At 68.4% G+C, this 22092-nt stretch carries 19 protein-coding genes, 1 tRNA gene and 1 pseudogene; 5 read left to right on the top strand and 16 right to left on the bottom strand.

Annotated elements, in window-relative coordinates; all coding sequences use genetic code 11:
- Positions 1-15 precede the first annotated feature (15 nt).
- Together cobJ and EVJ50_RS08195 are read right to left on the bottom strand one after the other, a co-directional pair.
- On the bottom strand, positions 16-1821 hold the full coding sequence (gene cobJ, locus EVJ50_RS08200) for a precorrin-3B C(17)-methyltransferase (RefSeq protein ID WP_150883416.1): 1806 nt from the start codon (positions 1819-1821) through the stop codon (positions 16-18).
- On the bottom strand, positions 1811-3139 hold the full coding sequence (locus tag EVJ50_RS08195) for a hypothetical protein (protein WP_150883415.1): 1329 nt from the start codon (positions 3137-3139) through the stop codon (positions 1811-1813). The genes cobJ and EVJ50_RS08195 overlap by 11 nt, the downstream gene beginning before the upstream one ends.
- A gap of 447 nt (positions 3140-3586) precedes the next feature.
- On the opposite strand from EVJ50_RS08195, the gene psaA reads away from it, so the two are divergent.
- The gene (gene psaA, locus EVJ50_RS08190) at positions 3587-5890 is read left to right on the top strand and encodes a photosystem I core protein PsaA (protein WP_150883414.1); all 2304 of its coding nucleotides are present in this window, start codon (positions 3587-3589) and stop codon (positions 5888-5890) included.
- Positions 5891-5909: 19 nt separating this feature from the next.
- Positions 5910-8122, top strand: a pseudogene (gene psaB / locus EVJ50_RS08185) (photosystem I core protein PsaB).
- 96 nt (positions 8123-8218) lie between these two features.
- Here psaB and EVJ50_RS08180 read toward each other — a convergent pair.
- The 3 genes from EVJ50_RS08180 to EVJ50_RS08170 form a co-directional block, all read right to left on the bottom strand.
- Complete coding sequence (locus EVJ50_RS08180; protein WP_150883413.1) at positions 8219-11365, bottom strand: efflux RND transporter permease subunit; 3147 nt, start codon at positions 11363-11365, stop codon at positions 8219-8221.
- A gap of 107 nt (positions 11366-11472) precedes the next feature.
- Entirely contained in the window at positions 11473-11955 is a 483-nt protein-coding gene (locus tag EVJ50_RS08175; RefSeq protein ID WP_150883412.1) for a photosystem I reaction center subunit XI, read from the bottom strand.
- A 34-nt stretch (positions 11956-11989) separates the two neighbouring features.
- Positions 11990-12106: a photosystem I reaction center subunit VIII gene (locus EVJ50_RS08170; RefSeq protein ID WP_150884948.1), complete on the bottom strand. Its 117-nt coding sequence runs from the start codon at positions 12104-12106 to the stop codon at positions 11990-11992.
- Between the two features lie 112 nt (positions 12107-12218).
- Here EVJ50_RS08170 and EVJ50_RS08165 point away from each other — a divergent pair, with 112 nt between their 5' ends.
- Positions 12219-12713: a hypothetical protein gene (locus EVJ50_RS08165; protein ID WP_150883411.1), complete on the top strand. Its 495-nt coding sequence runs from the start codon at positions 12219-12221 to the stop codon at positions 12711-12713.
- On the opposite strand, the gene EVJ50_RS08160 is transcribed toward EVJ50_RS08165, so the two are convergent.
- Positions 12674-13666, bottom strand: a complete 993-nt coding sequence (locus EVJ50_RS08160; RefSeq protein WP_150883410.1) for a glycosyltransferase family 2 protein — start codon at positions 13664-13666, stop codon at positions 12674-12676. The two genes, EVJ50_RS08165 and EVJ50_RS08160, sit on opposite strands and share 40 nt — an antisense overlap.
- Before the next feature lie 46 nt (positions 13667-13712).
- Positions 13713-14480: a C40 family peptidase gene (locus EVJ50_RS08155; RefSeq protein WP_150883409.1), complete on the bottom strand. Its 768-nt coding sequence runs from the start codon at positions 14478-14480 to the stop codon at positions 13713-13715.
- 17 nt (positions 14481-14497) lie between these two features.
- Here EVJ50_RS08155 and EVJ50_RS08150 point away from each other — a divergent pair, with 17 nt between their 5' ends.
- A complete protein-coding gene (locus tag EVJ50_RS08150; RefSeq protein WP_150883408.1) occupies positions 14498-15421 on the top strand; it encodes a serine hydrolase in 924 nt (307 codons plus the stop codon).
- 61 nt (positions 15422-15482) lie between these two features.
- On the opposite strand, the gene EVJ50_RS08145 is transcribed toward EVJ50_RS08150, so the two are convergent.
- Both EVJ50_RS08145 and alr read right to left on the bottom strand, forming a co-directional pair.
- Positions 15483-15571, bottom strand: a tRNA-Ser gene (locus tag EVJ50_RS08145).
- Between the two features lie 18 nt (positions 15572-15589).
- A complete protein-coding gene (alr, locus tag EVJ50_RS08140) occupies positions 15590-16786 on the bottom strand; it encodes an alanine racemase (RefSeq protein ID WP_150883406.1) in 1197 nt (398 codons plus the stop codon).
- A gap of 72 nt (positions 16787-16858) precedes the next feature.
- On the opposite strand from alr, the gene EVJ50_RS08135 reads away from it, so the two are divergent.
- Complete coding sequence (locus EVJ50_RS08135) at positions 16859-17356, top strand: HNH endonuclease (RefSeq protein ID WP_150883404.1); 498 nt, start codon at positions 16859-16861, stop codon at positions 17354-17356.
- 18 nt (positions 17357-17374) lie between these two features.
- On the opposite strand, the gene prfA is transcribed toward EVJ50_RS08135, so the two are convergent.
- The 7 genes from prfA to EVJ50_RS08100 form a co-directional block, all read right to left on the bottom strand.
- Positions 17375-18478 carry a peptide chain release factor 1 gene (prfA, locus tag EVJ50_RS08130; RefSeq protein ID WP_150883402.1) on the bottom strand — a complete coding sequence of 368 codons (1104 nt, stop codon included), beginning with the start codon at positions 18476-18478 and terminating at the stop codon, positions 17375-17377.
- Between the two features lie 42 nt (positions 18479-18520).
- Positions 18521-18754, bottom strand: a complete 234-nt coding sequence (gene rpmE, locus EVJ50_RS08125; protein WP_150883400.1) for a 50S ribosomal protein L31 — start codon at positions 18752-18754, stop codon at positions 18521-18523.
- 49 nt (positions 18755-18803) lie between these two features.
- The gene (gene rpsI, locus EVJ50_RS08120) at positions 18804-19211 is read right to left on the bottom strand and encodes a 30S ribosomal protein S9 (RefSeq protein ID WP_150883398.1); all 408 of its coding nucleotides are present in this window, start codon (positions 19209-19211) and stop codon (positions 18804-18806) included.
- A complete protein-coding gene (gene rplM / locus EVJ50_RS08115; RefSeq protein ID WP_150883396.1) occupies positions 19208-19660 on the bottom strand; it encodes a 50S ribosomal protein L13 in 453 nt (150 codons plus the stop codon). Before rplM ends, rpsI begins: the two co-directional genes overlap by 4 nt.
- 135 nt (positions 19661-19795) lie before the next feature.
- Positions 19796-20683, bottom strand: a complete 888-nt coding sequence (gene truA, locus EVJ50_RS08110) for a tRNA pseudouridine(38-40) synthase TruA (protein ID WP_150883394.1) — start codon at positions 20681-20683, stop codon at positions 19796-19798.
- An 11-nt stretch (positions 20684-20694) separates the two neighbouring features.
- Positions 20695-21045 (bottom strand): 50S ribosomal protein L17, encoded by a 351-nt coding sequence (gene rplQ, locus EVJ50_RS08105; RefSeq protein WP_150883392.1) that lies wholly within the window; start codon positions 21043-21045, stop codon positions 20695-20697.
- A gap of 45 nt (positions 21046-21090) precedes the next feature.
- Entirely contained in the window at positions 21091-22029 is a 939-nt protein-coding gene (locus EVJ50_RS08100) for a DNA-directed RNA polymerase subunit alpha (RefSeq protein ID WP_150883390.1), read from the bottom strand.
- Positions 22030-22092: the final 63 nt, after the last annotated feature.

Raw genomic sequence — 22092 nt, 5'->3', positions numbered from 1 at the left:
GCCTCGCCGCGCCGTTCACTGGATCTCGGCGCCCGGATAGCCCCGCGGCGTCAGCATCACGCCCTCACGAACGGAGGTGCTGCTGTTGCCCACCAGCACCAGGGTGAGCATGTCCACCTGCTCCACCGGAACGCTGTCCAGCGGGTGGATCGCCAGCGATTCCCCCTCCCGATCCAGCTGACGGGCCAGCAGAACCGGTGTGGTGGCGGGACGGTGCCGGCTGAGGATGGTGAGGGCCTCCTGCAGCTGCCAGTCGCGATCGCGGGAGCGGGGGTTGTAGAGCGCCACCACGAAGTCCCCCATGGCGGCAGCCTCCAGTCGCTCCCGGATCCGGGGCCAGGGGGTGAGCCGGTCGCTGAGGCTGATGGTGCAGAGGTCGTGCATCAGGGGTGCCCCCACCCTGGCCGCCGCCTGCTGAAAGGCTGAGATGCCGGGCTGCACCCGGAAGCTCGGCCGGTCCTGCTCGGGCCGTTGCAACCAGCGGCTCAGAGCCAGCCCCGCCATGCCGTAGATGCCGCTGTCACCCGAGGAGATCAGGGCCACCCGCAGGCCGGAGCCGGCCAGATCCAGCGCCTGATCACAGCGCTGCTGTTCTTCGGTGAGCCTGCCGTCGACCCGCAGCTGGTCCGGGCGCCGCAGGGGTTCGAGCAGATCGAGGTAGAGGCTGTACCCGACCCAGGCGGTGGCCTCGGCCAGGCTGGTCCGTGCCGCGGCGGTGAGCTGATCCAACCCGCCCGGACCGGTGCCGATGCAGTCCAGCCGGCCCCGCTGCGGGGCCCACTGGCGGCTGGCCAGGGCGATGGCGACAGTCACGGCGCCCCGTTCCGGGGCCGCGGCTCGGCTGATGCGCTTGCTCACCGGCAGCCGGGCGTTCTCCCCTGCGGCCAGCAGGGCTGAAGCCTCGGCCACACTGGCGGTTCCCACGGCCCGGGCCACCTCCGCCGAGGGAGTGGGCACTGCCACGGCGGCCAGATCGCTGGATGGGAACAGCTTCAGGGGCCAGCCCCGGCGCTCGAGAACGTGCAGCAATCCCGCCTCATCCCCCTTGAGGTCCAGGCTGGCGGCACCGGCCACCGCTGCGGCTGCCAGGTTGGCGCTGGCCAGAGCCTCGTCAATGGCGCGCTCGATCAGCCCGGCCGAGCTGTCCCGCTCACAGCCCACACCGATCCAGAGCAGGGGCGGATGCCAGCGGCATCCCTCGTTGAGCTCGGCACCGATCACCAGATCGGCGGCCGGGCCGGTCTCTCCATCCGCGTCTGAGCCCGCGCTCTCCCCCACGGCGCTGGGCAGACGGCGCCAGAGGTCGAGGCCTCCCTCCTGGCGGACGGTCAGGTCCTGGCCCGCTGCCGCGCGCTTCATCAGCTGGTCCCACGGCCCGCTGCCCCGCCGCCAGCCCCAGTCCCGTCCGAAGCAGTCGAGCGGGAGTCCATTGCCCTCGCCCCCGCTGCTGCCGGTGCTCACCGCTGTTCCACCGAGGCAGGCGGCCACGGCCCGGCACAGCGATTCACCACCGGCCCGATGGCCCCCCAGCACCGGGATGGCGAACCGACCCGCCGGGTCGATCACCACTACGGCGGGGTCGTTGTGCTTGTCGCTCAGATGGGGGGCGATCAGGCGGGTCACCGCCCCCACCGCACCGGCGATCACGAAGGCGGAGGCCTGCTGCCAGTGCTGCGCCAGCTCTGCCGCGGCCCGGGCTTCCGGCGGCGTGATGGCGCTGATCACGCCGCCGGCCTGCAGCTGGCTGAGAGCGGAGCGCGAGCGGGCGCTGAGGGCCAGCCCCAGCACGAGGCCCCCGGATCGGGAGGGCTCAGGCGGCATCAGCCTGATCTGCCGCGGTGAGCGGGGGCGATGGGGCCTCGCCCGGCTCCTCCTCCTCGGCGTTGGAGGGGCTGAGTTCGGTGGGGGAGGTGCCGGCGGAGGGCTCTTGCCGGTCGGTCTCGGCCTCGGTCCCGGAGTCCCCGGCTTCTGCAGGGTCGGCCTCAGGGACCATCGCTTCGGGTGCGGCGGGCTCGGTTGCGGGCTTGGTCTCGACCCCGGGATCGGCCTCGATTCCGGGATCGGCCACTTCGTCGCCGGCCTTGCTGAGAGCGGGCTCCGCCGGGGCCGCGTCGTCGTCGGTCACGCTTGGCTCGGGCTCGGGCTCGGGTTTGGTTTCGCGTCCGACCGGCGCGACCGCTTCTTCGGAGGCCTCCGGATCTGCCGATTCGAGGCCGGCATCGGTCGGGAGCCCGAGCACCAGGGCCAGGTCGCGCTCACTCAGAGGACCGTTGAGCCAGGGGCCGCCGGACGCCCGTGGGTCGACCCGCACTCCACGCACCACGGCGTTGAAGGGGGGATTGAGCGGCTCGCCGGTGGCGGCGAGCAGTTCCAGCATCAGAACGTTGTCGCCCGGTCGGAAGCCCTCCAACCACAGCGGCGTCTGGCGGTCCACCAGAACGCTGTCTCCATTGAGGGTGATCCGCAGCCGCCACTGGTCATCTCCCGGGCTCAGGTGCTGCAGCGGGGCGTCCCACAGCAGCCAGTCCACCAGCACGGGCTCCCTGGTTCCGATCGGGCCGGTGGCCTCGCGCTGGTCCGGACTCACCGGCACCATCCAGGCACTGCCCGGGGCCGGCTGACTGCCGGGGAGGGGAGCCAGCCGATGCACGATCAGGCGACTGCTGGCCTGGGGGCTCTTGACCGCTTCCCCCCAGGGACGGGCGGCATAGGCCGTGATGCGATGGCTGCCGGGAGACAGGGGGTCCAGCGTCAGGCTGGCCTGTCCCTCCTCAACAGCGGTGATCCGCCGGGGGGCCTCGTCGTCGATCTGCACCACCACATGGGGACCGGGTCCGAGGGGGCCGGCATCGCCGATCGGCCAGTCCTGGACCTGCAGGTCCAGGGTCCAGGGCCCCTCAGCCAGCACGGCGTCGGGCGCGGGGGCGGTGATGCGCACCACCGGATCGTGAACCGCGAGCCGTTCCCGCACCTGCTGGACGGCGAGCGGGGGTGCGGTTTCCTGAAGCGTGGCCCCGCGGCCGCCGAGGGGCGTGCCCCCGGGCGTGCCGGCGCAGCCGGTGCAGCCGATCACAAGGGCGGTGACGACCCCCAGGAGCCGATGCAGAGGAGGCAGCGGTTGAACGGCCCGGCGAGTCATGGGAGCCCACGGGAGAAGCCGCAGCCATTCTGCGCAACGGGCTGCGGCCGGCCTCCAGCGCGCCGGCAGGGCAGGGCGACCCAGCACGGCCACCGGAAAACTTCATTGTTAAGTTGATAACAAATCGCGCAAAGTTGCAACGCCTGCGTGTGTACGCACTCTGCGCAAAGCCCAGTCCGACAGGGCGGTTCGCCCGGATTGAACCTTTGTAACTAGCCGGGCGGAGCTGCAGATCAACGCTCTTATGCTTCCGCGAGCGACTCCCTCTTGCAAGGGGGTCTCAACACCAGTTCCCCGGAGCTGGTGCCTCTCCGCTGTCCCAGCGGCGCGATCGCCCTCCCGGCGATCCGAGCCGCCACCAAGGGTCAGCGGGGCCCCGTGGAGGTGAGAGCCCCTCGCTTGAGGGGTGGCCCTCCACCTCGATCCCGTCCCTCGAGGAACGACTCGATGACCATCAGCCCACCAGAGCGTGGGAAAACGGCGAAAGCCATGGTTGACAGGAACCCTGTTCCCGTCGACGTCGACGTGCTCGGCAAGCCCGGGCATTTCGATCGCTCCCTCGCCAAAGGTCCCAAAACCACCACATGGATTTGGAACCTCCACGCTGACGCTCACGACTTCGACAGCCACACGAGCGATCTCGAAGAGGTCTCACGCAAGATCTTCAGCGCTCACTTCGGCCATCTGGCCGTCATCTTCATCTGGCTGAGCGGCGCCTTCTTCCACGGAGCCCGCTTCTCCAACTACACCGGCTGGCTGGCCGACCCAACGCACGTCAAGCCCAGTGCGCAGGTTGTCTGGCCCGTCTTCGGTCAGGAAATTCTCAACGGTGATGTGGGTGCCGGATTCCAAGGCATTCAGATCACCTCCGGCCTCTTCCACGTCTGGAGGGCCTGGGGCTTCACCAGTGAGACCCAGCTTCTCGCCACCGCCATCGGCGCCCTGGTGATGGCCGGCCTCATGCTCAACGCAGGGGTCTTCCACTACCACAAGGCCGCTCCGAAGCTCGAGTGGTTCCAGAACGTTGAGTCCATGCTCAACCACCACCTGGCCGGTCTGCTCGGACTGGGTTCCCTGTCCTGGACAGGGCACCTGCTGCATGTGTCCCTGCCGACCACCCAGTTGATGGATGCCATCGACGCCGGTCAGCCGCTCACCCTCGATGGGCAGACGATCGGTTCAGTGGCTGACATCCCGCTGCCGCATGAGTTCCTCAGCCAGGACCTCATCTCCCAGCTGTTCCCCGGCTTCGGTGCGGGCATCGGTGCCTTCTTCACCGGCAACTGGGCCGCCTACGGCGACTTCCTTACCTTCAACGGCGGTCTGAACCCCGTGACGGGAAGTCTGTGGATGACGGACATCGCCCATCACCACCTGGCGATCGCGGTGCTCTTCATCGTGGCCGGTCATATGTACCGGACCAACTGGGGCATTGGTCACAGCATCAAGGAGATCCTCGAGGGCCAGAAGGGTGATCCGCTTCTGTTCCCCGCCAGCAAGGGACACGACGGACTCTTCGAGTTCCTCACCACCTCCTGGCATGCCCAGCTGGGCCTCAACCTGGCGCTGTTCGGTTCGCTGACGATCATCGTTGCGCACCACATGTATGCGATGCCTCCGTATCCCTACATCGGCATCGACTACCCCACCCAGCTCTGCATCTTCACCCACCACATGTGGATCGGGGGCTTCCTGATCGTCGGTGGCGCGGCCCACGCCGCCATCGCCATGGTCCGGGACTACGACCCCGCCAAGCATGTGGACAACGTTCTCGACCGTGTGCTCAAGGCGCGTGACGCCCTGATCAGCCACCTGAACTGGGTCTGCATCTGGCTCGGATTCCACAGCTTCGGGCTGTATATCCACAACGACACCATGCGTGCCCTGGGTCGTCCCCAGGACATGTTCAGCGATTCCGCCATCTCCCTCAAGCCGATCTTCGCCCAGTGGGTTCAGGGTCTGCATGCCGCCGCTGCCGGCAGCACCGCTCCCAACGCCCTGGCCGGTGTGAGTGAAGTGTTCGACGGCTCCGTCGTCGCCGTGGCGGGCAAGGTCGCCGCTGCGCCGATCCCTCTGGGAACGGCCGACTTCATGGTGCACCACATTCACGCCTTCACCATTCACGTGACGGTGCTGATCCTGCTGAAGGGTGTGCTCTACGCCCGGAACTCGCGCCTGATTCCCGACAAGGCCAACCTCGGCTTCCGCTTCCCCTGTGACGGACCGGGTCGTGGTGGCACCTGCCAGGTGTCTGCCTGGGACCACGTGTTCCTCGGCCTGTTCTGGATGTACAACTCCCTCTCGATCGTGATCTTCCACTTCAGCTGGAAGATGCAGAGCGACGTGTGGGGAACCGTGAGTCCCGATGGCACGGTGTCGCACATCACCAACGGCAACTTCGCCAACAGTGCCATCACCATCAATGGTTGGCTGCGTGATTTCCTCTGGGCTCAGGCCGTTCAGGTGATCAACAGCTACGGCTCATCCAACAGTGCCTATGGGCTGATGTTCCTCGGCGCGCACTTCATCTGGGCCTTCAGCCTGATGTTCCTCTTCAGTGGCCGCGGCTACTGGCAGGAGCTGATCGAGTCCATTGTCTGGGCTCACAACAAGCTGAAGGTGGCTCCGGCCATCCAGCCTCGCGCTCTCTCCATCACCCAGGGTCGTGCTGTGGGTGTGGCTCACTATCTAGTGGGCGGCATCGCGACGACATGGGCCTTCTTCCACGCCCACATTCTTGTGGTCGGTTGACCTCATCCTGACCTTCCCAATGGCAACGAAATTTCCTTCGTTCAGCCAGGGTCTGGCACAGGACCCGACAACCCGCCGTATCTGGTACGGCATCGCCACGGCTCACGATTTCGAGAGCCATGACGGGATGACCGAGGAGAAGCTTTACCAGAAGCTCTTCTCCACTCATTTCGGTCACCTGGCGGTGATCTTCCTCTGGGTTTCGGGCAACCTGTTCCACGTCGCCTGGCAGGGCAACTTCGAACAGTGGGTCGCTGACCCCCTGCATGTCCGTCCCATCGCCCATGCGATCTGGGACCCCCACTTCGGCCAGGGCGCCATTGACGCCTTCTCCCAGGCCGGAGCCTCCTCACCGGTGAACGTGGCCTATTCCGGTGTGTACCACTGGTGGTACACCATCGGCATGCGGTCCAATGCTGAGCTCTATGCCGGCTCGATCTTCCTTCTGATCCTGTCCGCCTGGTTCCTCTTCGCCGGCTGGCTGCACCTGCAGCCCAAGTACCGCCCCTCCCTGGCCTGGTTCAAGAACGCTGAATCACGCCTCAACCACCACCTGGCTGTCCTCTTCGGCTTCAGCTCGATCGCCTGGACCGGACACCTGGTGCACGTGGCCATTCCCGAGGCCCGTGGTCAGCACGTCGGTTGGGACAACTTCCTCAACGTCATGCCGCACCCGGCAGGCCTGGGTCCCTTCTTCACCGGCAACTGGGGCGTCTATGCCGAGAATCCCGATACCCTCGGTCAGGTCTTCGGATCCTCCGAAGGTGCCGGCACCGCCATCCTCACCTTCCTCGGCGGCTTCCATCCGCAGAGTGAAGCGCTCTGGCTGACGGACATCGCCCACCACCATCTGGCGATCGGTGTGATCTTCGTGATCGCCGGCCACATGTACCGGACCAACTTCGGTATCGGCCACTCGATCCGCGAGATCCTCGAAGCCCACAACCCCCCCCGGGAACCCCTGGTGACCTGGGTGCCGGCCACAAGGGTCTCTACGACACGATCAACAACTCCCTGCACTTCCAGCTCGGTCTTGCCCTGGCATCCCTGGGTGTGATCACCAGCCTGGTGGCGCAGCACATGTACTCGATGCCCTCGTACGCCTTCATCGCGAAGGACTACACGACCCAGGCAGCGCTGTACACCCACCACCAGTACATCGCCATCTTCCTGATGTGCGGTGCCTTCGCTCACGGAGCCATCTTCTTCATCCGTGACTACGACCCGCAGGCCAACGCCAACAACGTTCTGGCCCGCATGCTGGAGCACAAGGAAGCGATCATCAGCCACCTGAGCTGGGTCTCTCTCTTCCTCGGCTTCCACACCCTTGGTCTGTATGTCCACAACGACGTGGTTGTGGCCTTCGGTACCCCCGAGAAGCAAATCCTTGTCGAGCCCGTCTTCGCCCAGTTCGTGCAGGCGGCTTCCGGTAAGGCGATGTATGGAATGGACGTTCTCCTGTCCAATCCCCAGAGTGCCGCCAGCCTGGCCTCGGCCAACATCCCCGGCGATCACTTCTGGCTCGATGCCATCAACGGCAACACCGACGTCTTCCTGCCGATCGGCCCCGGAGACTTCCTGGTGCACCATGCCATCGCTCTCGGGCTGCACACCACCACCCTGATCCTGGTCAAGGGTGCCCTGGATGCCCGTGGCTCCAAGCTGATGCCCGACAAGAAGGACTTCGGCTACTCCTTCCCCTGCGACGGCCCCGGCCGTGGCGGCACCTGCGACATCTCTGCCTGGGACGCCTTCTACCTGGCTGTCTTCTGGGCTCTGAACACCGTGGGTTGGGTGACCTTCTACTGGCACTGGAAGCACCTGGCCATCTGGCAGGGCAACGTGGCTCAGTTCAATGAGTCCAGCACCTACCTGATGGGTTGGTTCCGCGATTACCTGTGGCTCAACAGCTCCCAGCTGATCAACGGCTACAACCCCTTCGGCACCAACAACCTGGCCGTCTGGGCCTGGATGTTCCTCTTCGGACACCTGATCTGGGCGACCGGCTTCATGTTCCTCATCTCCTGGAGGGGCTACTGGCAGGAGCTGATCGAGACCATCGTCTGGGCTCACCAGCGCACGCCTCTGGCCAACCTGGTCGGCTGGCGCGACAAGCCCGTGGCGCTCTCGATCGTTCAGGCCCGTGTGGTGGGTCTGGCCCACTTCACCATCGGCTACTTCCTGACCTACGCCGCCTTCCTGATCGCCTCCACGGCGGGACGGTACGGCTAGGCCTCTGAATGCCACACCCGCGCTGCCTCAACAGCGGCAGCGCGACGTGATGACACAGAGGGATGGGATCACGCCCCGGCGCAAGCCGGGGCTTTTTCATGACCCGGCGGATCCGCCGGACCGCTCGCTCTCCGCCCGCCGAGGTCCTCGCAGCAGCAGGTACACCGAGGGGACGATGAACAGGCTGAGCAGCGTCGACACCAGCAGACCGCTGAACACCACCGTTCCGATGCTGATGCGACTGGCGGAACCGGCTCCGCTGGCCATCACCAGGGGTAGGAATCCGGCCAGGGACGTCACCGCCGTCAGCACGATCGGCCGCATCCGTTGCACGGCCGCGCCATGGATCGCCTCTGTCAGCGAGAGCCCGGCCCTGAGCCGCTGGTTGGCGAACTCCACGATCAGGATGCCGTTCTTCGCCGCCAGGCTCACCAGCACCAGAAGACCCATCTGGGCGTAGACATCGAGGGGCAGGCCGCGCAGCCACAGTCCGGCCAGGGCTCCCATCAGGGCCAGTGGAACGGTGAGCAGGATGATCAATGGGGCGAGGAAGCTGTCGTAGAGGGCGGCCAGCAGCAGATACACCACGGCCAGGCCGAGGCTGAAGAGGATCCAGCTGCTGTTGCCGGCCCGTTGCTCCTCCCGGGCCAGGCCGGTGAAGACCAGATCGAGGCGGCCGTCGCCCCCCAGTCGGTCGCTCAGCTCCTGCAATGTGCTGATCGCCTGGCCGCTGCTGACTCCGGTCGCGGGAAGGGCGGTGACGGTGATCGATCGGGTCTGGTCGTAGCGCTCGATCCGGTTGGTGCCCTGCCGGGCTTCGAGGCCCACCACCCCGGCGGCGGGAACCAGCTCACCCTCCCGGTTGGCGACCCGCAACCGCAGCAGGTCCTCCGGCACCGCCCGATCGGCCCCCTCCAGCCGCACGTAGATCCTGCGGATCCGGCCCTCCTGGTAGGTGTCATCGAGGTAGCGGCCGCCGATGGCCGCGCCGATCTCCTGCAGAGTCGCTACGAAGGGCAGATCGGCGGCCGCCATCAGATCGCGGTCCGGAATCAGTTCCACCTGGGGCGAGCTGGCATCGAAGCGGGTGCTCACCCGCTCGAACCGGCCGGTGGCCTGGGCCTGGTCGATGAACTCCCGTGCGGCCGCTTCGAACCGCTCCAGATCGAGGAGTCCGCCGCTGCGATCCAGCAGTTCCATGGTCAGTCCCGCTTCGCTGTTGAAGCCGCGCACCGTGGGGGGAGTGGTCACGACCACCCGCACGTCGGGCAGCTGCTCCGCCAGGGCCCGCTGCAGCCGCCGGCGCACGGCGGTGCTGCTGGTGTCGCCGCCGCCCCGCTCCTCCAGCGGCGGCAGGCGCAGGTAGAACGAGCCGCTGTTCGGCTCGCTCTGCCCGAAGCTGCGGCCCGCGTAGAAGTTGCCGGTGACGATCAGGGGCTCCTCGGCCACCACGGCCCGGATGCGTTCCATCACGGCTTCCGTGCGCTGCAGGCTGGCGCCGTCGGCGAGGGTGAAGTACCCCCGCAGCTGGCCCTGGTCCTCGTCGGGGATGAAGGAGGTGGGCGTGGCCTGGAGCCCGGCGATGGTCAGCAGCAGGCCCAGCACCAGAAGGACGGCGACCCTGCGGCGCCAGCGCAGCAGCCGATGCAGCAGGCGGCCGTAGGCCTGCTGGCTCCGGTCGAGCCAGCGGCGCAGGTGGCGGCTCAGCTGCCGCAGCGGCGGCGGCAGGCCCCGGCCCGCTCCGGAGAGCACCCGGGCGCAGGCCATCGGCGTGAAGCTCAGGGCATTGAGCGTCGAGAACAGGATCGCTCCGCTGATGGCCAGTGCGATCGGCTGGTACAGGCGTCCGATCGAGCCCGGGATCAGCAGCACCGGCAGAAACACCGCGGCCAGCACGAGCGAGGTGGCGATCACCGCCCCGGCCAGTTCCTGCATCGCCTCGAACGCGGCCCCGAGCGGCGGGCTGCCGCGCTCGATCCGCCCGGCGATGTCCTCGCTCACCACGATCGCGTCGTCCACCACGATGCCCGTGGCCAGGACGAGACCGAACAGGGTCAGGCTGTTGAGGTTCTCGCCGCTCAGCCGTACCAGGGCCAGGCTTCCCACCAGGGCGATCGGCACTGCGATCGCCGGGATCAGGGCCAGGCGCCAGCGCCCCAGGAACAGCAGCAGCACCAGCAGCACCAGCAGCACCGCATCCCGCAGCGTGGCCAGTGTGCGGTCGAGGTTGGCCCGCACCGTGGTGGCCACATCCACGATCACATCCATGCGCAGGCCGGGCGGGAAGCCGGGCCGGAGGCGCTCCAGTCCGTCCCGCACCTGATCGCTCACGGCGATGGCGTTGCTGCCGTCCCGCTGGAAGATGCCCACTGCCACGGTGGGATCACCACGGATGTTGATGGCGCTGCTGCCGAAGTCCTCGGGGCCGAGGCTCACGCGGCCCACGTCGCGCAGGCGCAGCAGTCCGCCGTTGGGCAGCCGCAGCACCACCAGCTGCTCCAGCTCCTGCACCGTGCGCAGCCGACCATCCGCGCGCAGGGGCAGGGTGAGGGCCTGGCCCTCCGGGGCCGGTGCGTCGCCCACCTGCCCGAGGGCCGGCAGCACGTTCTGCTCCAGCAGGGCCTGGGACACCCGACCCACCGTGAGGTCGTGGGTCTGCAGGGCGATGGGATCCAGCCAGAGGTGGTAGGCCAGTTCGCTGCTGCCGAACACCACCACCTCACCGACGCCCTCGAGGCGCTGCAGCCCGTCCCTCAGCTGCTGATCGAGCCAGCCGGAGATGAACTCCCGGCCATAGAGGCCCGGGTCGGCGCTGAAGCCCAGGATCATCAGCAGGTCGCTCGAGGAGCGGCGCACCCGGATGCCCTGACGGCTCACGGCCTGAGGCAGCCGGCGGGTGGCGAGGCTCACCTCGTTCTGCACCTTGATGGCATTCAGTTCCGGATCGCCCGCCTCGAAGCGCAGGGCGATGCTGCTGCTGCCCAGAGAACTGCTGGAGCTGATGCTCTCGAGACCCTCGAGGCCGTTGAGCTGCTGTTCCAGCACGGCCGTCACCCCCTGCTCCACCACCTCCGGCGAGGCAGCCGGAAAGGTGGCGCGCACACTCACGCGGGTGGGGGCGATCTGCGGCAGATCCTCCAGACCCAGACCCACCAGGCTCAGCAGGCCGGCCAGAAGAATGAACAGGCTGCAGACGACCGTCAGGACCGGTCGTCTCAGGAACGGATCGGAGATCGAGGCCACCGCCGCTCCCTCGTATCAGGGCGGCAATCCTGGCAGCTCAAAAGAATGAAGCGGCCGGTGCGCGCAACCGGCCGCTTCATTCAGGTGTGTGGAGTGGCAGTTGAGACTCAGCTCAGGCTGAGCACGCTGCCGGCGACGTTCTTCACCAGGTCGGTTCCGGCCAGGAACCAGGCGAAGGCCGCACCCCCGCAGCCGCCGAGCCAGAAACCACTGGCGAACTCGGCCCAGCCGGCCTTGGTGAACAGATCGGCGGGAGGGTTGTCGATGGTCGCGTCGGCGGGCTGCACGTTGGGACCATCGCCGGCGGTGCCGTAGATGGAGAGGCAGACCGTCAGGATCGACACCAGGCCCACAGCGGCCAGCAGGCCCGCGGTGGAGGCGTAATCGGTCGAGCGGAGGGGGCCGGTGTAGGCGAAGGGCCCGTAGAGGAGGTAGCCGTGCGCCATGCCGACCTCAAGCCCGCGCCGGTTGGGCGAGAGGGATGGGCGGTAGGCCGGAAGGGCGTTGAGGAAGGCCTTGGTGAAGTAGCTGCTGTTGATCGGTGTGGCCAGATTGCCGACGGTGGGATCAGCAACGGGGGTGACGGTCATGGACGGGGACGACGAAGCGGACAGGACGAAGACCTCACTCGGTGGCTTCAATCACGTTGAACAGCAGAGCCATGGCGACAGCTGCTCCAAGAATGCCGACGAGAGGAACAAACACCGAGGGCATCCAGGCCGCTGCAAACTCTCCTGTCATGTCACGGATCAGCATGGGTCTGCCGAACAATAGGCAGAGTGGTGCTGGGCTCTTTTGCTGCCGTTCCCGGTGACATAAAAGTTCAACCGTCGTCGCATCATTCCTTCGCTCCATGACCCGAGTCCTGTCCGTGGCCCTGCTGATGGGAGTGGCTGCCGTGGTCTGGCTCAGCCGGGGGCGGCGGCCCCGGCTGCTCGCCTCCACCGATGCGTCCGCCGTGGCGTCGCTCAACCGGGCCCAGATCAGCCGCGCCCTGGACGGGCCCGCGGAGTCGGACGATGCGGCCGGCGCCGGCGGCCCCGGGGTCGATGCGATGGACGGCCCTCCTCCGCTGCGGGGACTGGTGGGCCGCGATCGCCTGGCGTGGCTGCAGGTCCTGCGTGAGCTGAGCTCCGGGTCCTCCGCTGAACGCCTGCAGGCCATGCGACTCTGCTCCCGCTTCCGCGATCCCGGTGCCCTCCCTCTGATCCGCCGCGGCCTGCGCGACGCGGATGCCGCCGTGGTGGCGGAGGCGGCACGCCAGATGGCTCGCTACCGCGGACCGGTGCGCCCTTCTGCCGCCCGAGATCAGTCGCCGCTGCCGCGCAACGTGGCCCGCACCCGGTAGATGGGGCGACCCTGGCTCTCGTGGTAGGTGCGCATCTGCAGCTCCGCCAGCAGGCCGAAGCAGAAGAGCTGCACACCGCACACACCCAGCACCACCGCCAGGCTGAGCAGGGGGCGATTGGCGATGTCCGCCCCCATCAGCTTGTCGACCAGCAGCACGGAGGCGGCCACGAGGGCGGCGACCATCGCCACCATGCCGCCGAAGCCGAACACATACATCGGGCGGGTGAGGAAGCGCTTCATGAACCACACCGTGAGCAGGTCCATCAGCACGCGAAAGGTGCGATCGATTCCATACTTGCTCACCCCGTACTGACGGGCCCGGTGATTCACTTTCACCTCCGTGATGCGTGCCCCTTCGATGAAGGCCAGCGCCGGCAGGAAGCGATGCAGCTCCCCGTAGAGGTTCATGTCCTCCAGCACCTCGCGCCGGTACGCCTTCAGGGAACAGCCGTAATCGTGCAGGCGCACGCCGGTCACGCGACCGATCAGGCGGTTGGCCAGCCGTGAGGGCAGCTTCCGCATCAGGGCCGCATCCTGCCGGTCGTGGCGCCAGCCGCTGACGAGGTCGTAGCCCTGCTGCAGCCTCTCCACCAGCAGGGGGATGTCGGCCGGGTCGTTCTGCAGATCGCCGTCGAGGCTGACGATGATCGCTCCGCGCGCCGCATCGAATCCCGCCGCCATCGCGGCGGTCTGGCCGTAGTTCTTGCGCAGCAGCACGGCCACCAATTCCGGCACCTGCCGCACCTGCTCCTCCAGCACCCGGGCCGATCCGTCCGTCGAGCCGTCGTTCACCAGCACCAGCTCGAAGCTGAGTGTGAGGGGCCGCAGGGCCGTGAGCAGCTGCTTCAGCAGATCAGCGAGGCTGTCCTCCTCGTTGTAGATCGGGATCACCACCGACAGATCCGGCGCGGCCGCTGCGGCGGCAGGAGTCTGGGGGGCGGAGGACGTCATGGCATGGACCGGTCGGCGGCAACCTAGGGCGCGACCCGATCGGGGGTCAGGGCAGGGTGGTGCCGTCGTGGGAGCGCTCCACCCGTCCGGCTCCCCGCAGTTCACGGCGGTAGTGGCAGGCCACCGGATGGTGATCCCGCGGCGCCAGGCCGTCGATGCCGAGTCCGTCCCGGCCGTGTTCGCGCCCGGAGCTGTGCAGGTAGCGGCCACCGCCGAGATGCAGCCCCACATGGGTGCAGCGGGCCGCCGTCCCGAAGAAGATCAGGTCCCCCGGGCGCAGAAGGTTGAGCACGCCGGGCCGCACGGCGATGGGCCGGCAGAACCGCTCCTGCTGATAGGCGTCGCGCGGCAGCCAGATGCCCTGGGAGGCGAAGGCGTTCTGCACGAGCCCGGAGCAGTCGAAATCCGGCCCGACGGTGCCTCCCCACAGGTACCGGTTCGGCCGCTCCATGGCCGAGAGGGCCTGGGCCAGCACCGCCTCCATGCGCTGGCGGATCCGCGGCAGTCCCGGTCGCGGCGGCCGGACCGCCAGCGAGGCCCGAGCATGGCCGAGGCAGTCCTGCAGGCTGAGCCAGCAGGGGTAGCCGTCCTCGAGCAGCCGCACCGGGATGCGATCAGCCGCCCCCGTTCCCGACCGGCCGGCTCCGCAGCGGTGGCCCGGGTGGAGGCCCACCTGAAAGCGCCGGCCGGCCGACACTTCGGTCGCCAGTGCGCTGCCCTCCGGGCGCGCGTAGCCGGGCGCATGTCGATCGAGGCGCCAGCAGCTGCCCGGGCTCAGCAGTTCCGCCGCCACGGGCGTTCCTACGCTCACCATCCTCACCGCCGGCCCTGATGGCGTTCTACCGCTTTGAGCCACGCATGCACCAGCTGCTCTCGGAGCTGGTGGCCGGTGAGCTGGCCGCTCCGGGGCGACCGGATCTGGCAGAGGAGCTGAGCGTGACCTGGCTGCTCCACCCGGAGGGCCCGCAGGGGGAGGCCGTGGGAGCCAGCCTCGGCGGGGAGCGCATGCGCTATCCCGCCAGCGTGGTGAAGCTGGTCTACGCCGTGGCGGTGGAGGCCTGGTTGCAGGCCGATCTCCTGCTGGAGCACGACGAGCTGAGGCGCGCGATGGCCGACATGATCCGCGACTCCAGCAACGACGCCACGGCCCTGCTGGTGGATCTGCTGACGGGCACCACGGGCGGCCCCGATCTGCCGGAACCGGACTGGTCGCTCTGGTGCGATCAGCGCCAGCTGGTCAACCGCTGGCTGGAGGAGCTGGGCTGGGAGGAACTGCGGGGCTTCAATGCCTGCCAGAAGACCTGGGGCGACGGTCCCTACGGCCGCGAGTGGCGTCACTACGGCGCCGACCTCAGCAACCGCAACCGCATGGGCACCCTCGGCACCGCTCGTCTGCTGCACGCGGTGATGACAGACGCCGTGGTCTCCCCGCCGGCCTGCCGGCGCCTGCGCGATCTGCTCAGCCGCTCGCTGGATCCCCGCGAGCGGGTGGCGGATCCCGAGAATCAGGTGGACGGTTTTCTCGGGGGAGGGATCCCTGTCACAGCCGGACTCTGGAGCAAGGCCGGCTGGATGAGTCAGGCGCGGCACGATGCGGCCTGGATCGAGATCGAGGATCTCCCGCCCATGCTGATCGTCGCCTTCAGCGAGGGCGCGGAGCGGGCCGCCGATGAAACCCTGCTTCCTGATCTGGCAGCCGGGCTTGCGGCAGCCGCCCGCCGGCTGGATGAGGAGCCAGAATCCGAGGCGGAGTGAGCGGTTCAGCGGTCAGTGCTGCCTCAGGCCGTGAAGCATCGGCTCAGCGCTTGACCGGAAACGGAGAGGGAGGGATTCGAACCCTCGACAGAAGTTGCCTCCTGTAACTCCTTAGCAGGGAGCCGCTTTCAACCACTCAGCCACCTCTCCAGCGGCGCTGCCACCTTATCAGTGCTGCCCGCATTCCACCGCCTCCGGCGCGGCCGCGGGCAGTCGTGGCAGCCGGTGCTTGAACCCGCACAGGATCTCCCAGGGGATGGTGCCGCATTGGTCGCTCCACTCGGCTGGAGAGAGCACCGCCGCTCCACTGCTCCCGAGCAGGGTCACCGTGTCCCCGGCCTGCAGATCCGGGCAGCCACTGGCATCGATCATCAGCTGATCCATCGTGATCGCTCCCACCTGGGGCAGGCTCCGGCCCCGGTGCAGCACCTCCATCCGCCCGGACAGCAGTCGCGGCACCCCGTCGGCGTAGCCGATCGCCACAACGGCCAGGCGCATGGGGCGGCTGCTGATGAAGTGGTGTCCGTAGCTCACACCCACCCCCGCGCCGATCGAGCGCACCAGGGTGACCCTCGCCCTCAGGTGCAGCGCCGGCCGCAGCCCGCCCGGTGTCGCCAGATGCCCGGAGGGGGAATGGCCGTAGAGGGCCAGGCCGACGCGCACCAGGTCGTGATGGAGGGCCCGATCCCGCAGCGTGCCGGCGGAATTGGCCAGATGGCGGAGACCGCAGCGGATCTCCCGGTCCTGCAGGGAGGCCAGCAGACCCCGGAACGCCTCCTGCTGGCGGCGCGTCACCGCGTCGGCCCGCCCGTCCGGGGGGCCATCGGCCATGGCCAGGTGGCTGTACACGCCGGCCAGCTCCAGCCCCTCCAGCTCCTGGATCGCTTCGGCCAGGGGCAGGGCGTCCCCCAGGGGCACGCCCAGGCGGCTCATGCCGGTGTCGACCTTGAGATGAACGGCGAGCCGTCGTCCCCCGGCCCGGGCCAGGTCGTGGCAGTGGCGGGCCTGGTCCGGATCGCTGAGGGTCGGCATCAGGTTCCAGCGCACGCACTGGGCCAGCGAGGCGGCGTCGATGAGGTTACCCAGCACCAGCACGGGCGCTTCGATGCCGCCCCGCCTCAGCTCGATCCCCTCGGCGAGGGTGGCGACGCCGAACTGGCAGGCCCCGCCCTCCGCTGCCGCTCGGGCCACCGCCAGGGCGCCATGGCCGTAGCCATCGGCCTTCACCACCGCCATCAGCCGGGTGGCGTGGCCCAGTTGCTCCGAGCGGATCAGGCGGACATTGGAGCGGATCGCGTCGGCCTCCACGTCGACCCAGGCGCGCTGGCGGGGGTCGAGCTCAGCGCCGTCGTCCGGGTGTCGCATGGCAGCGACGGTAAGCCCCGTCACCGACCCGACTGGAGATCAGCCCTAGCCTTCCTCCACGTGGGGGCACCGATGGGTCAGGTCCTGGTTCTCAACGCCTCCTACGAGCCCCTGAACATCACCTCCTGGCGTCGCGCCATGGTGATGCTGATCAAGGGCAAGGCCGTCGGACTCGAACACGACAGCAGCCGCCTCATCCGTCCGGACATCACCCTGCCGACCGTCATCCGTCTGCGCCAGTACGTCAGGGTGCCCTTCCGGGAGCTGCCGCTCACCCGCCGCAACGTCTTCCAGCGGGATGGTCACCGCTGCCAGTACTGCGGCGTCAGCGAGCCCCTGTCGATCGATCATGTGCTGCCCCGCAGCCGCGGCGGGGCGGACGTGTGGGAGAACGTGGTCACGGCCTGCCTGCGCTGCAATGTGCGCAAGGGCAACCGCACGCCTCAGGAGGCCGGCATGCCGCTGCATCGCGCTCCCCGGCGGCCCCATTCCAGCCTCACGTTCGAGGCCACGCGCCAGATCCGCGCCGGCCGCTACGGCGAGTGGGCCAAGTATGTGATCGGCGCCTGAGGGCCGGCCTCCCTCCGATCAGGACCTGGCCGCCGCCTCCGCCAGCTCCTCAAGGCGGGCCTGCTGATCGGCCGCCTGGCACGCGGCCACGATGTCGGCCAGCTGGCTGCCCGTCAACACCTGGTCGAGGCTGAAGTGACGTCCCAGGCGGTGGTCGGTGGCCCGGTTGTCCTTGTAGTTGTAGGTGCGGATCTTCTCGCTGCGGTCGCCGCTCCCCACCTGGGCCCTGCGCTGGGCCCCCTCCCGGGCGGCGGCGTCCGCCCGCTCCCGGTCGAGCAGCTTGGCCCGCAGGATCTCCAGGGCCCGCTCCCTGTTCTGCAGCTGCGATCGCTCCTGGGTGCAGAACACCCGGATGCCGCTGGGCCGGTGCAGCACGTCCACGGCCGTTTCCACCTTGTTCACGTTCTGCCCCCCCGCACCGCCGGAACGGGCGGTGCTGATCTCCAGGTCGCCCGGCTGGAGCACCACCTCCACCGGATCGGCCTCGGGCATCACGGCCACCGTGGCGGTGGAGGTGTGCACCCGTCCCTGGGATTCCGTGGCGGGCACGCGCTGGACGCGGTGAACGCCCGCCTCGAACTTCAGCTGGCTGTAGACGCCCTCGCCGCGGATCGAGAGGATCAGCTCCCGGAATCCGCCCAGGTCGGCCGCGGAGGCGCTGACCGGCTGCACGGCCCAGCCCATGGCCTGGCCGTGGCGCTCGTACATGCGTGCCAGATCACCGGCCCAGAGGCAGGCCTCATCGCCACCGGCACCGGCCCGGATCTCCAGCATCACGCTGCGCTCATCGCGGGGATCGCTGGGCAGGAGAGCCAGGGTGATGGCGTCGATCAGTGCCCGGATGCTGGATTCCAGCTCCGTCAGCTCCTCCTGGGCCAGGGCCTCCATGTCGGCCTCGCCGCGATGCTCCCGCAGCAGCTGCCTGGCCTGGTCCTGCTGGCGCTCGAAGCGGAGCAGGGCGTGGTAGTCGGTCACGAGCGGTTCAAGCCGCGCCCGTTCGCGGGCAATCGGCTGGAGCCGGGACGGGTCGGAGGCCACGGATGGATCGGCCAGCTGACGTTCCAGCTGGATCAGGGTGGCCTCGGCGGTCTGAAGCCGCTCCTCAAGCAGGGCGCGGTCCATCAGCGGCGCTCAGTCCGGTGGGCAACGGGGCCGAGCGGGGGCTCAGGAGGCCTCCTGGTCACCACCCGGCGGGCGCATGCCGTATTTGCGCATGAAGCGATCCACCCGGCCCTCGGTATCGAGGATCTTCTGGGTGCCTGTGTAGAAGGGGTGGTTGCCGCTCCAGACATCCACATGGATCTCCGGCTGGGTGGAGCCGGTGGTCATCACCACCTCGCCGTTGCAGATCACCTTGGCATCGGGATACCAGGTGGGGTGGATCTCGGGTTTGGGCATCGGAATGGGGCAGACGGGACGGGAAAAGCCGGTCCTGGACCGGTGGTGATCAGCGCTTGGAGAACTGAGGCGCCTTGCGCGCTTTCTTGAGGCCGTACTTGCGACGCTCCTTGGCGCGGGGATCGCGGCTGAGATGACCCTCCACCTTCAGCGGCTTGCGGTTGTCGGCCGACAGCTCGCACAGGGCGCGGGCGGCACCCTGCTTGATCGCATCGGCCTGGCCGGTCAATCCGCCGCCCTTCACGTTGACCAGGATGTCGTATTCGCCGATCAGGCCGAGCGTGTCGAGCGGAGCCTTCACCGCGGAGAGATAGGCGGGGTTGAAGTTCAGATAGGAATCGCCCGGGCGACCGTTGATGGTGATCGTTCCCGTTCCCGGAACCAGCCGGACGCGAGCCACGGCCGTCTTGCGGCGGCCGGTGCCCCAGTAGACGACGCTGTTGGAGGAGGAACTCATTGTGCGGTGCTGGTGTTGGCGAAGGTGAGGTGCTGGGGCTTCTGGGCGGTGTGGGGGTGCTCACCACCGCGGTACACGTGCAGCTTGCGAAACATCTGGCGCCCGAGGGCGTTGTGGGGAAGCATGCCCTTGATGGCTTTCTCCACGATGCGCTCCGGCAGGCGGTCCTGGAGGGCGGCGAAGGTCTCCTGCTTCATGCCGCCGGGGCGACCCGAGTGGCGGCGGTAGACCTTCTGGGTGGCCTTGCGCCCGCTCACACGCACCTTCTCGGCGTTGATGATGATCACGCAGTCCCCGGTGTCGAGATGGGGGGTGAAGGTGGGCTTGTTCTTGCCCCGCAGCACCCGGGCCACTTCACTGGCGAGCCGTCCGAGGGTCTGATCCTCGGCATCGACCACGAACCACTGGCGCTCGAGGGTGTGGAGAGAGGGAGTTGGTGTCTTGTTCATCGCACCGGCTGGCCGGATTCGTGTGGACGCCGCACCGCACCCGCGAAGGGGGGCAGATCGTGGCGGCAGGCGGTTCTGCAGGTCGGACCCCGGCGGAGATGCCGCAGGCTCGTCTGCGCGTCGCAATCCTCCATCTTATCCTGCGGCCATCAGCTCCATGTCGCTGCCCGGGCCGGGTGGATCGGGTGCGTCCGACGTCGCCAGTCGGATGTGAGGCAGGGCGTCGTGGCAGAGGGATCGGCTGAACACGGGCTCCGGATAGCCCACCCGCAGCAGGCAGAGTCCCTGGGGTGGGGCGGCCTCCTTCACCTCCGCCCGCCGTTGCTGCCGCCAGCGCCGGTCGAACACCGCCTCGCTGATGCGCCCTTCGCCCACGGCCACCAGTTGTCCCACCAGCAGGCGCACCATCCCGTAGAGAAATCCGCTGGCCTGCACTTCCAGTTCGATCAGGTCACCGTGGCGTTCGAGCGCGACCTCCTGGACGGTGGTGCGGGCGTGGGAGCGGTGGCTGCCGGCCCGCTGGAAGGCGCTGAAATCATGGTGCCCCAGCAGCGACCGCAGGGCCCGGCTCATGGCGCCGTCGTCGAGCCGAGCCCGGTAGCGGTGCCAGCTCTGGCGGGCCAGGAAGAGGTTGGGATGGCGTCCGTTGAAGATCAGGTAGCGGTAGCGCCGGTGGCTTGCCGAGAAGCAGGCATGCCAGCTGGCGGCCACCGGCCGCGATTCCAGTACGCGCACCGTCGGAGCCAGGGCGCCGTTGAGGGCCCGGGCCCAGCGGACGGGCGCCATGGGTGAGCGGGTGTCGAAGTGAGCCACCTGTGCGGCCGCGTGGACGCCGGCATCGGTGCGACCGGCCGCCACCGTGGGCGAGGGTTCGCAGTCATCGAGAATCCGGATCGCCCGCTCAAGCTCGGCCTGGACGCTGTCGGCGTTCGGCTGGCGCTGCCAGCCGTGGAATGCGGCCCCGTCGTACTGCAGGCAGAGGGCGATCCGCTGGGGCGAGCGATCGGCTCCGGAAGGGGTCAGAGCGGCCCTGGTCAGACGAGCTCGATGATGGCCATCTCGGCGTTGTCGCCCCGCCGGCGTACGGTCCGGATGATGCGGGTGTAGCCGCCGGAGCGGTCGCCGTAGCGGTTGGACGCCTTCTCGAACAGGGCGTGCACCAGCTGCTTGTCGTAGATGTAGCCAATGGCGCGGCGACGGGCCGCCAGGCTGCCGTCCTTGGCGAGGGTGATCATGCGCTCGGCTTCATCCCGCAGGGCCCGTGCCCGTGCCCGGGTGGTGGTGACACGGCCTTCACGGATCAGCTGGGTGGTGAGACCCCGGAGCATGGCCCGGCGCTGATCGGCTGGGCGGCCCAGCTGGGGGACGCGGCATTGATGGCGCATGGTCGGATGGGAGGCGAGAAGGTGCGGGGGGTGGCGTGGTGCGGCTCAGACGCTGGTGCGGCTCTGCGGCAGGGAGATGCCGATCCGCTCGAGCGCATCGATGACTTCGTCGGCCGACTTGGAGCCGAAGTTCTTGATCTCCAGCAGATCCTCGTAGCTGAAGCCCATGAGATCGGAGACCGAATTGACCTGGGCCCGCTTGAGGCAGTTGTAGGCCCGTACCGAGAGGTTGAGCTCCTCCAGCGGGATCTGGGCCTCGGCGGAGGGCTCGGGTTCGAGGGCGGGATCCTCCTCCATCGAGCGGCTGGCCAGGGGCTCCACCAGGCTGATCAGCTGGTTGGCCGCCTGCGACATCGCCTCCTCGGGCGTGAGCGCACCGTTGGTCTGGATGGAGAGGCGCAGGCGCTCGGTGGCCGAACCGCCTTCACCCACGGCGGTCTCGTCCACCGTGTAGTTCACGCGTCGCACGGGCATGAACACCGCATCGATCTGAAGCAGATCGATCGCGCTGGTGTCCTCGCTGTGGCGATCGACGGGGCGATAGCCCACGCCCCGCTCGACATGCACCTCGAGTTCGAGGGAGTGGCCGTCGGCCACGGTGGCGATGGGGCTGTTCCCATCGATCACCTGCACCTGGGAGGAGAACTGCAGGTCGGAGGCGGTCACGTTGGCCGGTCCGGTCACCACCAGTCGTCCGATCTCGAGTTCGGGGCTGCGGCTCGCCACGGAGATCTGCTTGCAGTTCAGCAGGATGTCGAGCACGTCCTCCCGCACACCGGGCACGGTGGCGTACTCGTGGTTCACACCGGCGATCCGGATCGCGGTGACGGCGCTGCCCTCCAGCGACCCCATCAGCACACGACGCAGGGCATTGCCGAGGGTCGTCGCCTGACCCCGCTCCAGCGGACCGATCTCGAAGACATCCGTCTGGGAGCGGTCGTCAGAGGTCTGATGGTCGATGCGTTCGATCTGGTATGGCAGCACGATCGTCTGGAGTGGAAATGGTGGGTGTCAGCGGAGCGGCCGGTGGCGTCTCGTGAGGGGAAA

Origin of the sequence: Synechococcus sp. RSCCF101 (assembly GCF_008807075.1) — a bacterium.
Taxonomy (GTDB): domain Bacteria; phylum Cyanobacteriota; class Cyanobacteriia; order PCC-6307; family Cyanobiaceae; genus RSCCF101.
Note: the sequence above shows the minus strand (reverse complement) of the source record. Positions and strands in the feature narration are given on the sequence as shown.

Excerpts from the sequence above, each read along its gene's own strand:
- psaA (WP_150883414.1), top strand. The coding sequence starts at position 3,587 with ATGACCATCAGCCCACCAGAGCGTGGGAAAACGGCGAAAGCCATGGTT.
- rpmE (WP_150883400.1), bottom strand. The coding sequence starts at position 18,754 with ATGCCCAAACCCGAGATCCACCCCACCTGGTATCCCGATGCCAAGGTG.
- EVJ50_RS08155 (WP_150883409.1), bottom strand. The coding sequence starts at position 14,480 with ATGGTGAGCGTAGGAACGCCCGTGGCGGCGGAACTGCTGAGCCCGGGC.
- EVJ50_RS08150 (WP_150883408.1), top strand. The coding sequence starts at position 14,498 with ATGGCGTTCTACCGCTTTGAGCCACGCATGCACCAGCTGCTCTCGGAG.
- rplM (WP_150883396.1), bottom strand. The coding sequence starts at position 19,660 with ATGAACAAGACACCAACTCCCTCTCTCCACACCCTCGAGCGCCAGTGG.
- EVJ50_RS08165 (WP_150883411.1), top strand. The coding sequence starts at position 12,219 with ATGACCCGAGTCCTGTCCGTGGCCCTGCTGATGGGAGTGGCTGCCGTG.
- prfA (WP_150883402.1), bottom strand. The coding sequence starts at position 18,478 with ATGGACCGCGCCCTGCTTGAGGAGCGGCTTCAGACCGCCGAGGCCACC.
- EVJ50_RS08170 (WP_150884948.1), bottom strand. The coding sequence starts at position 12,106 with ATGACAGGAGAGTTTGCAGCGGCCTGGATGCCCTCGGTGTTTGTTCCT.
- EVJ50_RS08175 (WP_150883412.1), bottom strand. The coding sequence starts at position 11,955 with ATGACCGTCACCCCCGTTGCTGATCCCACCGTCGGCAATCTGGCCACA.
- cobJ (WP_150883416.1), bottom strand. The coding sequence starts at position 1,821 with ATGCCGCCTGAGCCCTCCCGATCCGGGGGCCTCGTGCTGGGGCTGGCC.
- EVJ50_RS08160 (WP_150883410.1), bottom strand. The coding sequence starts at position 13,666 with ATGACGTCCTCCGCCCCCCAGACTCCTGCCGCCGCAGCGGCCGCGCCG.
- alr (WP_150883406.1), bottom strand. The coding sequence starts at position 16,786 with ATGCGACACCCGGACGACGGCGCTGAGCTCGACCCCCGCCAGCGCGCC.
- rplQ (WP_150883392.1), bottom strand. The coding sequence starts at position 21,045 with ATGCGCCATCAATGCCGCGTCCCCCAGCTGGGCCGCCCAGCCGATCAG.
- EVJ50_RS08135 (WP_150883404.1), top strand. The coding sequence starts at position 16,859 with ATGGGTCAGGTCCTGGTTCTCAACGCCTCCTACGAGCCCCTGAACATC.
- EVJ50_RS08195 (WP_150883415.1), bottom strand. The coding sequence starts at position 3,139 with ATGACTCGCCGGGCCGTTCAACCGCTGCCTCCTCTGCATCGGCTCCTG.
- rpsI (WP_150883398.1), bottom strand. The coding sequence starts at position 19,211 with ATGAGTTCCTCCTCCAACAGCGTCGTCTACTGGGGCACCGGCCGCCGC.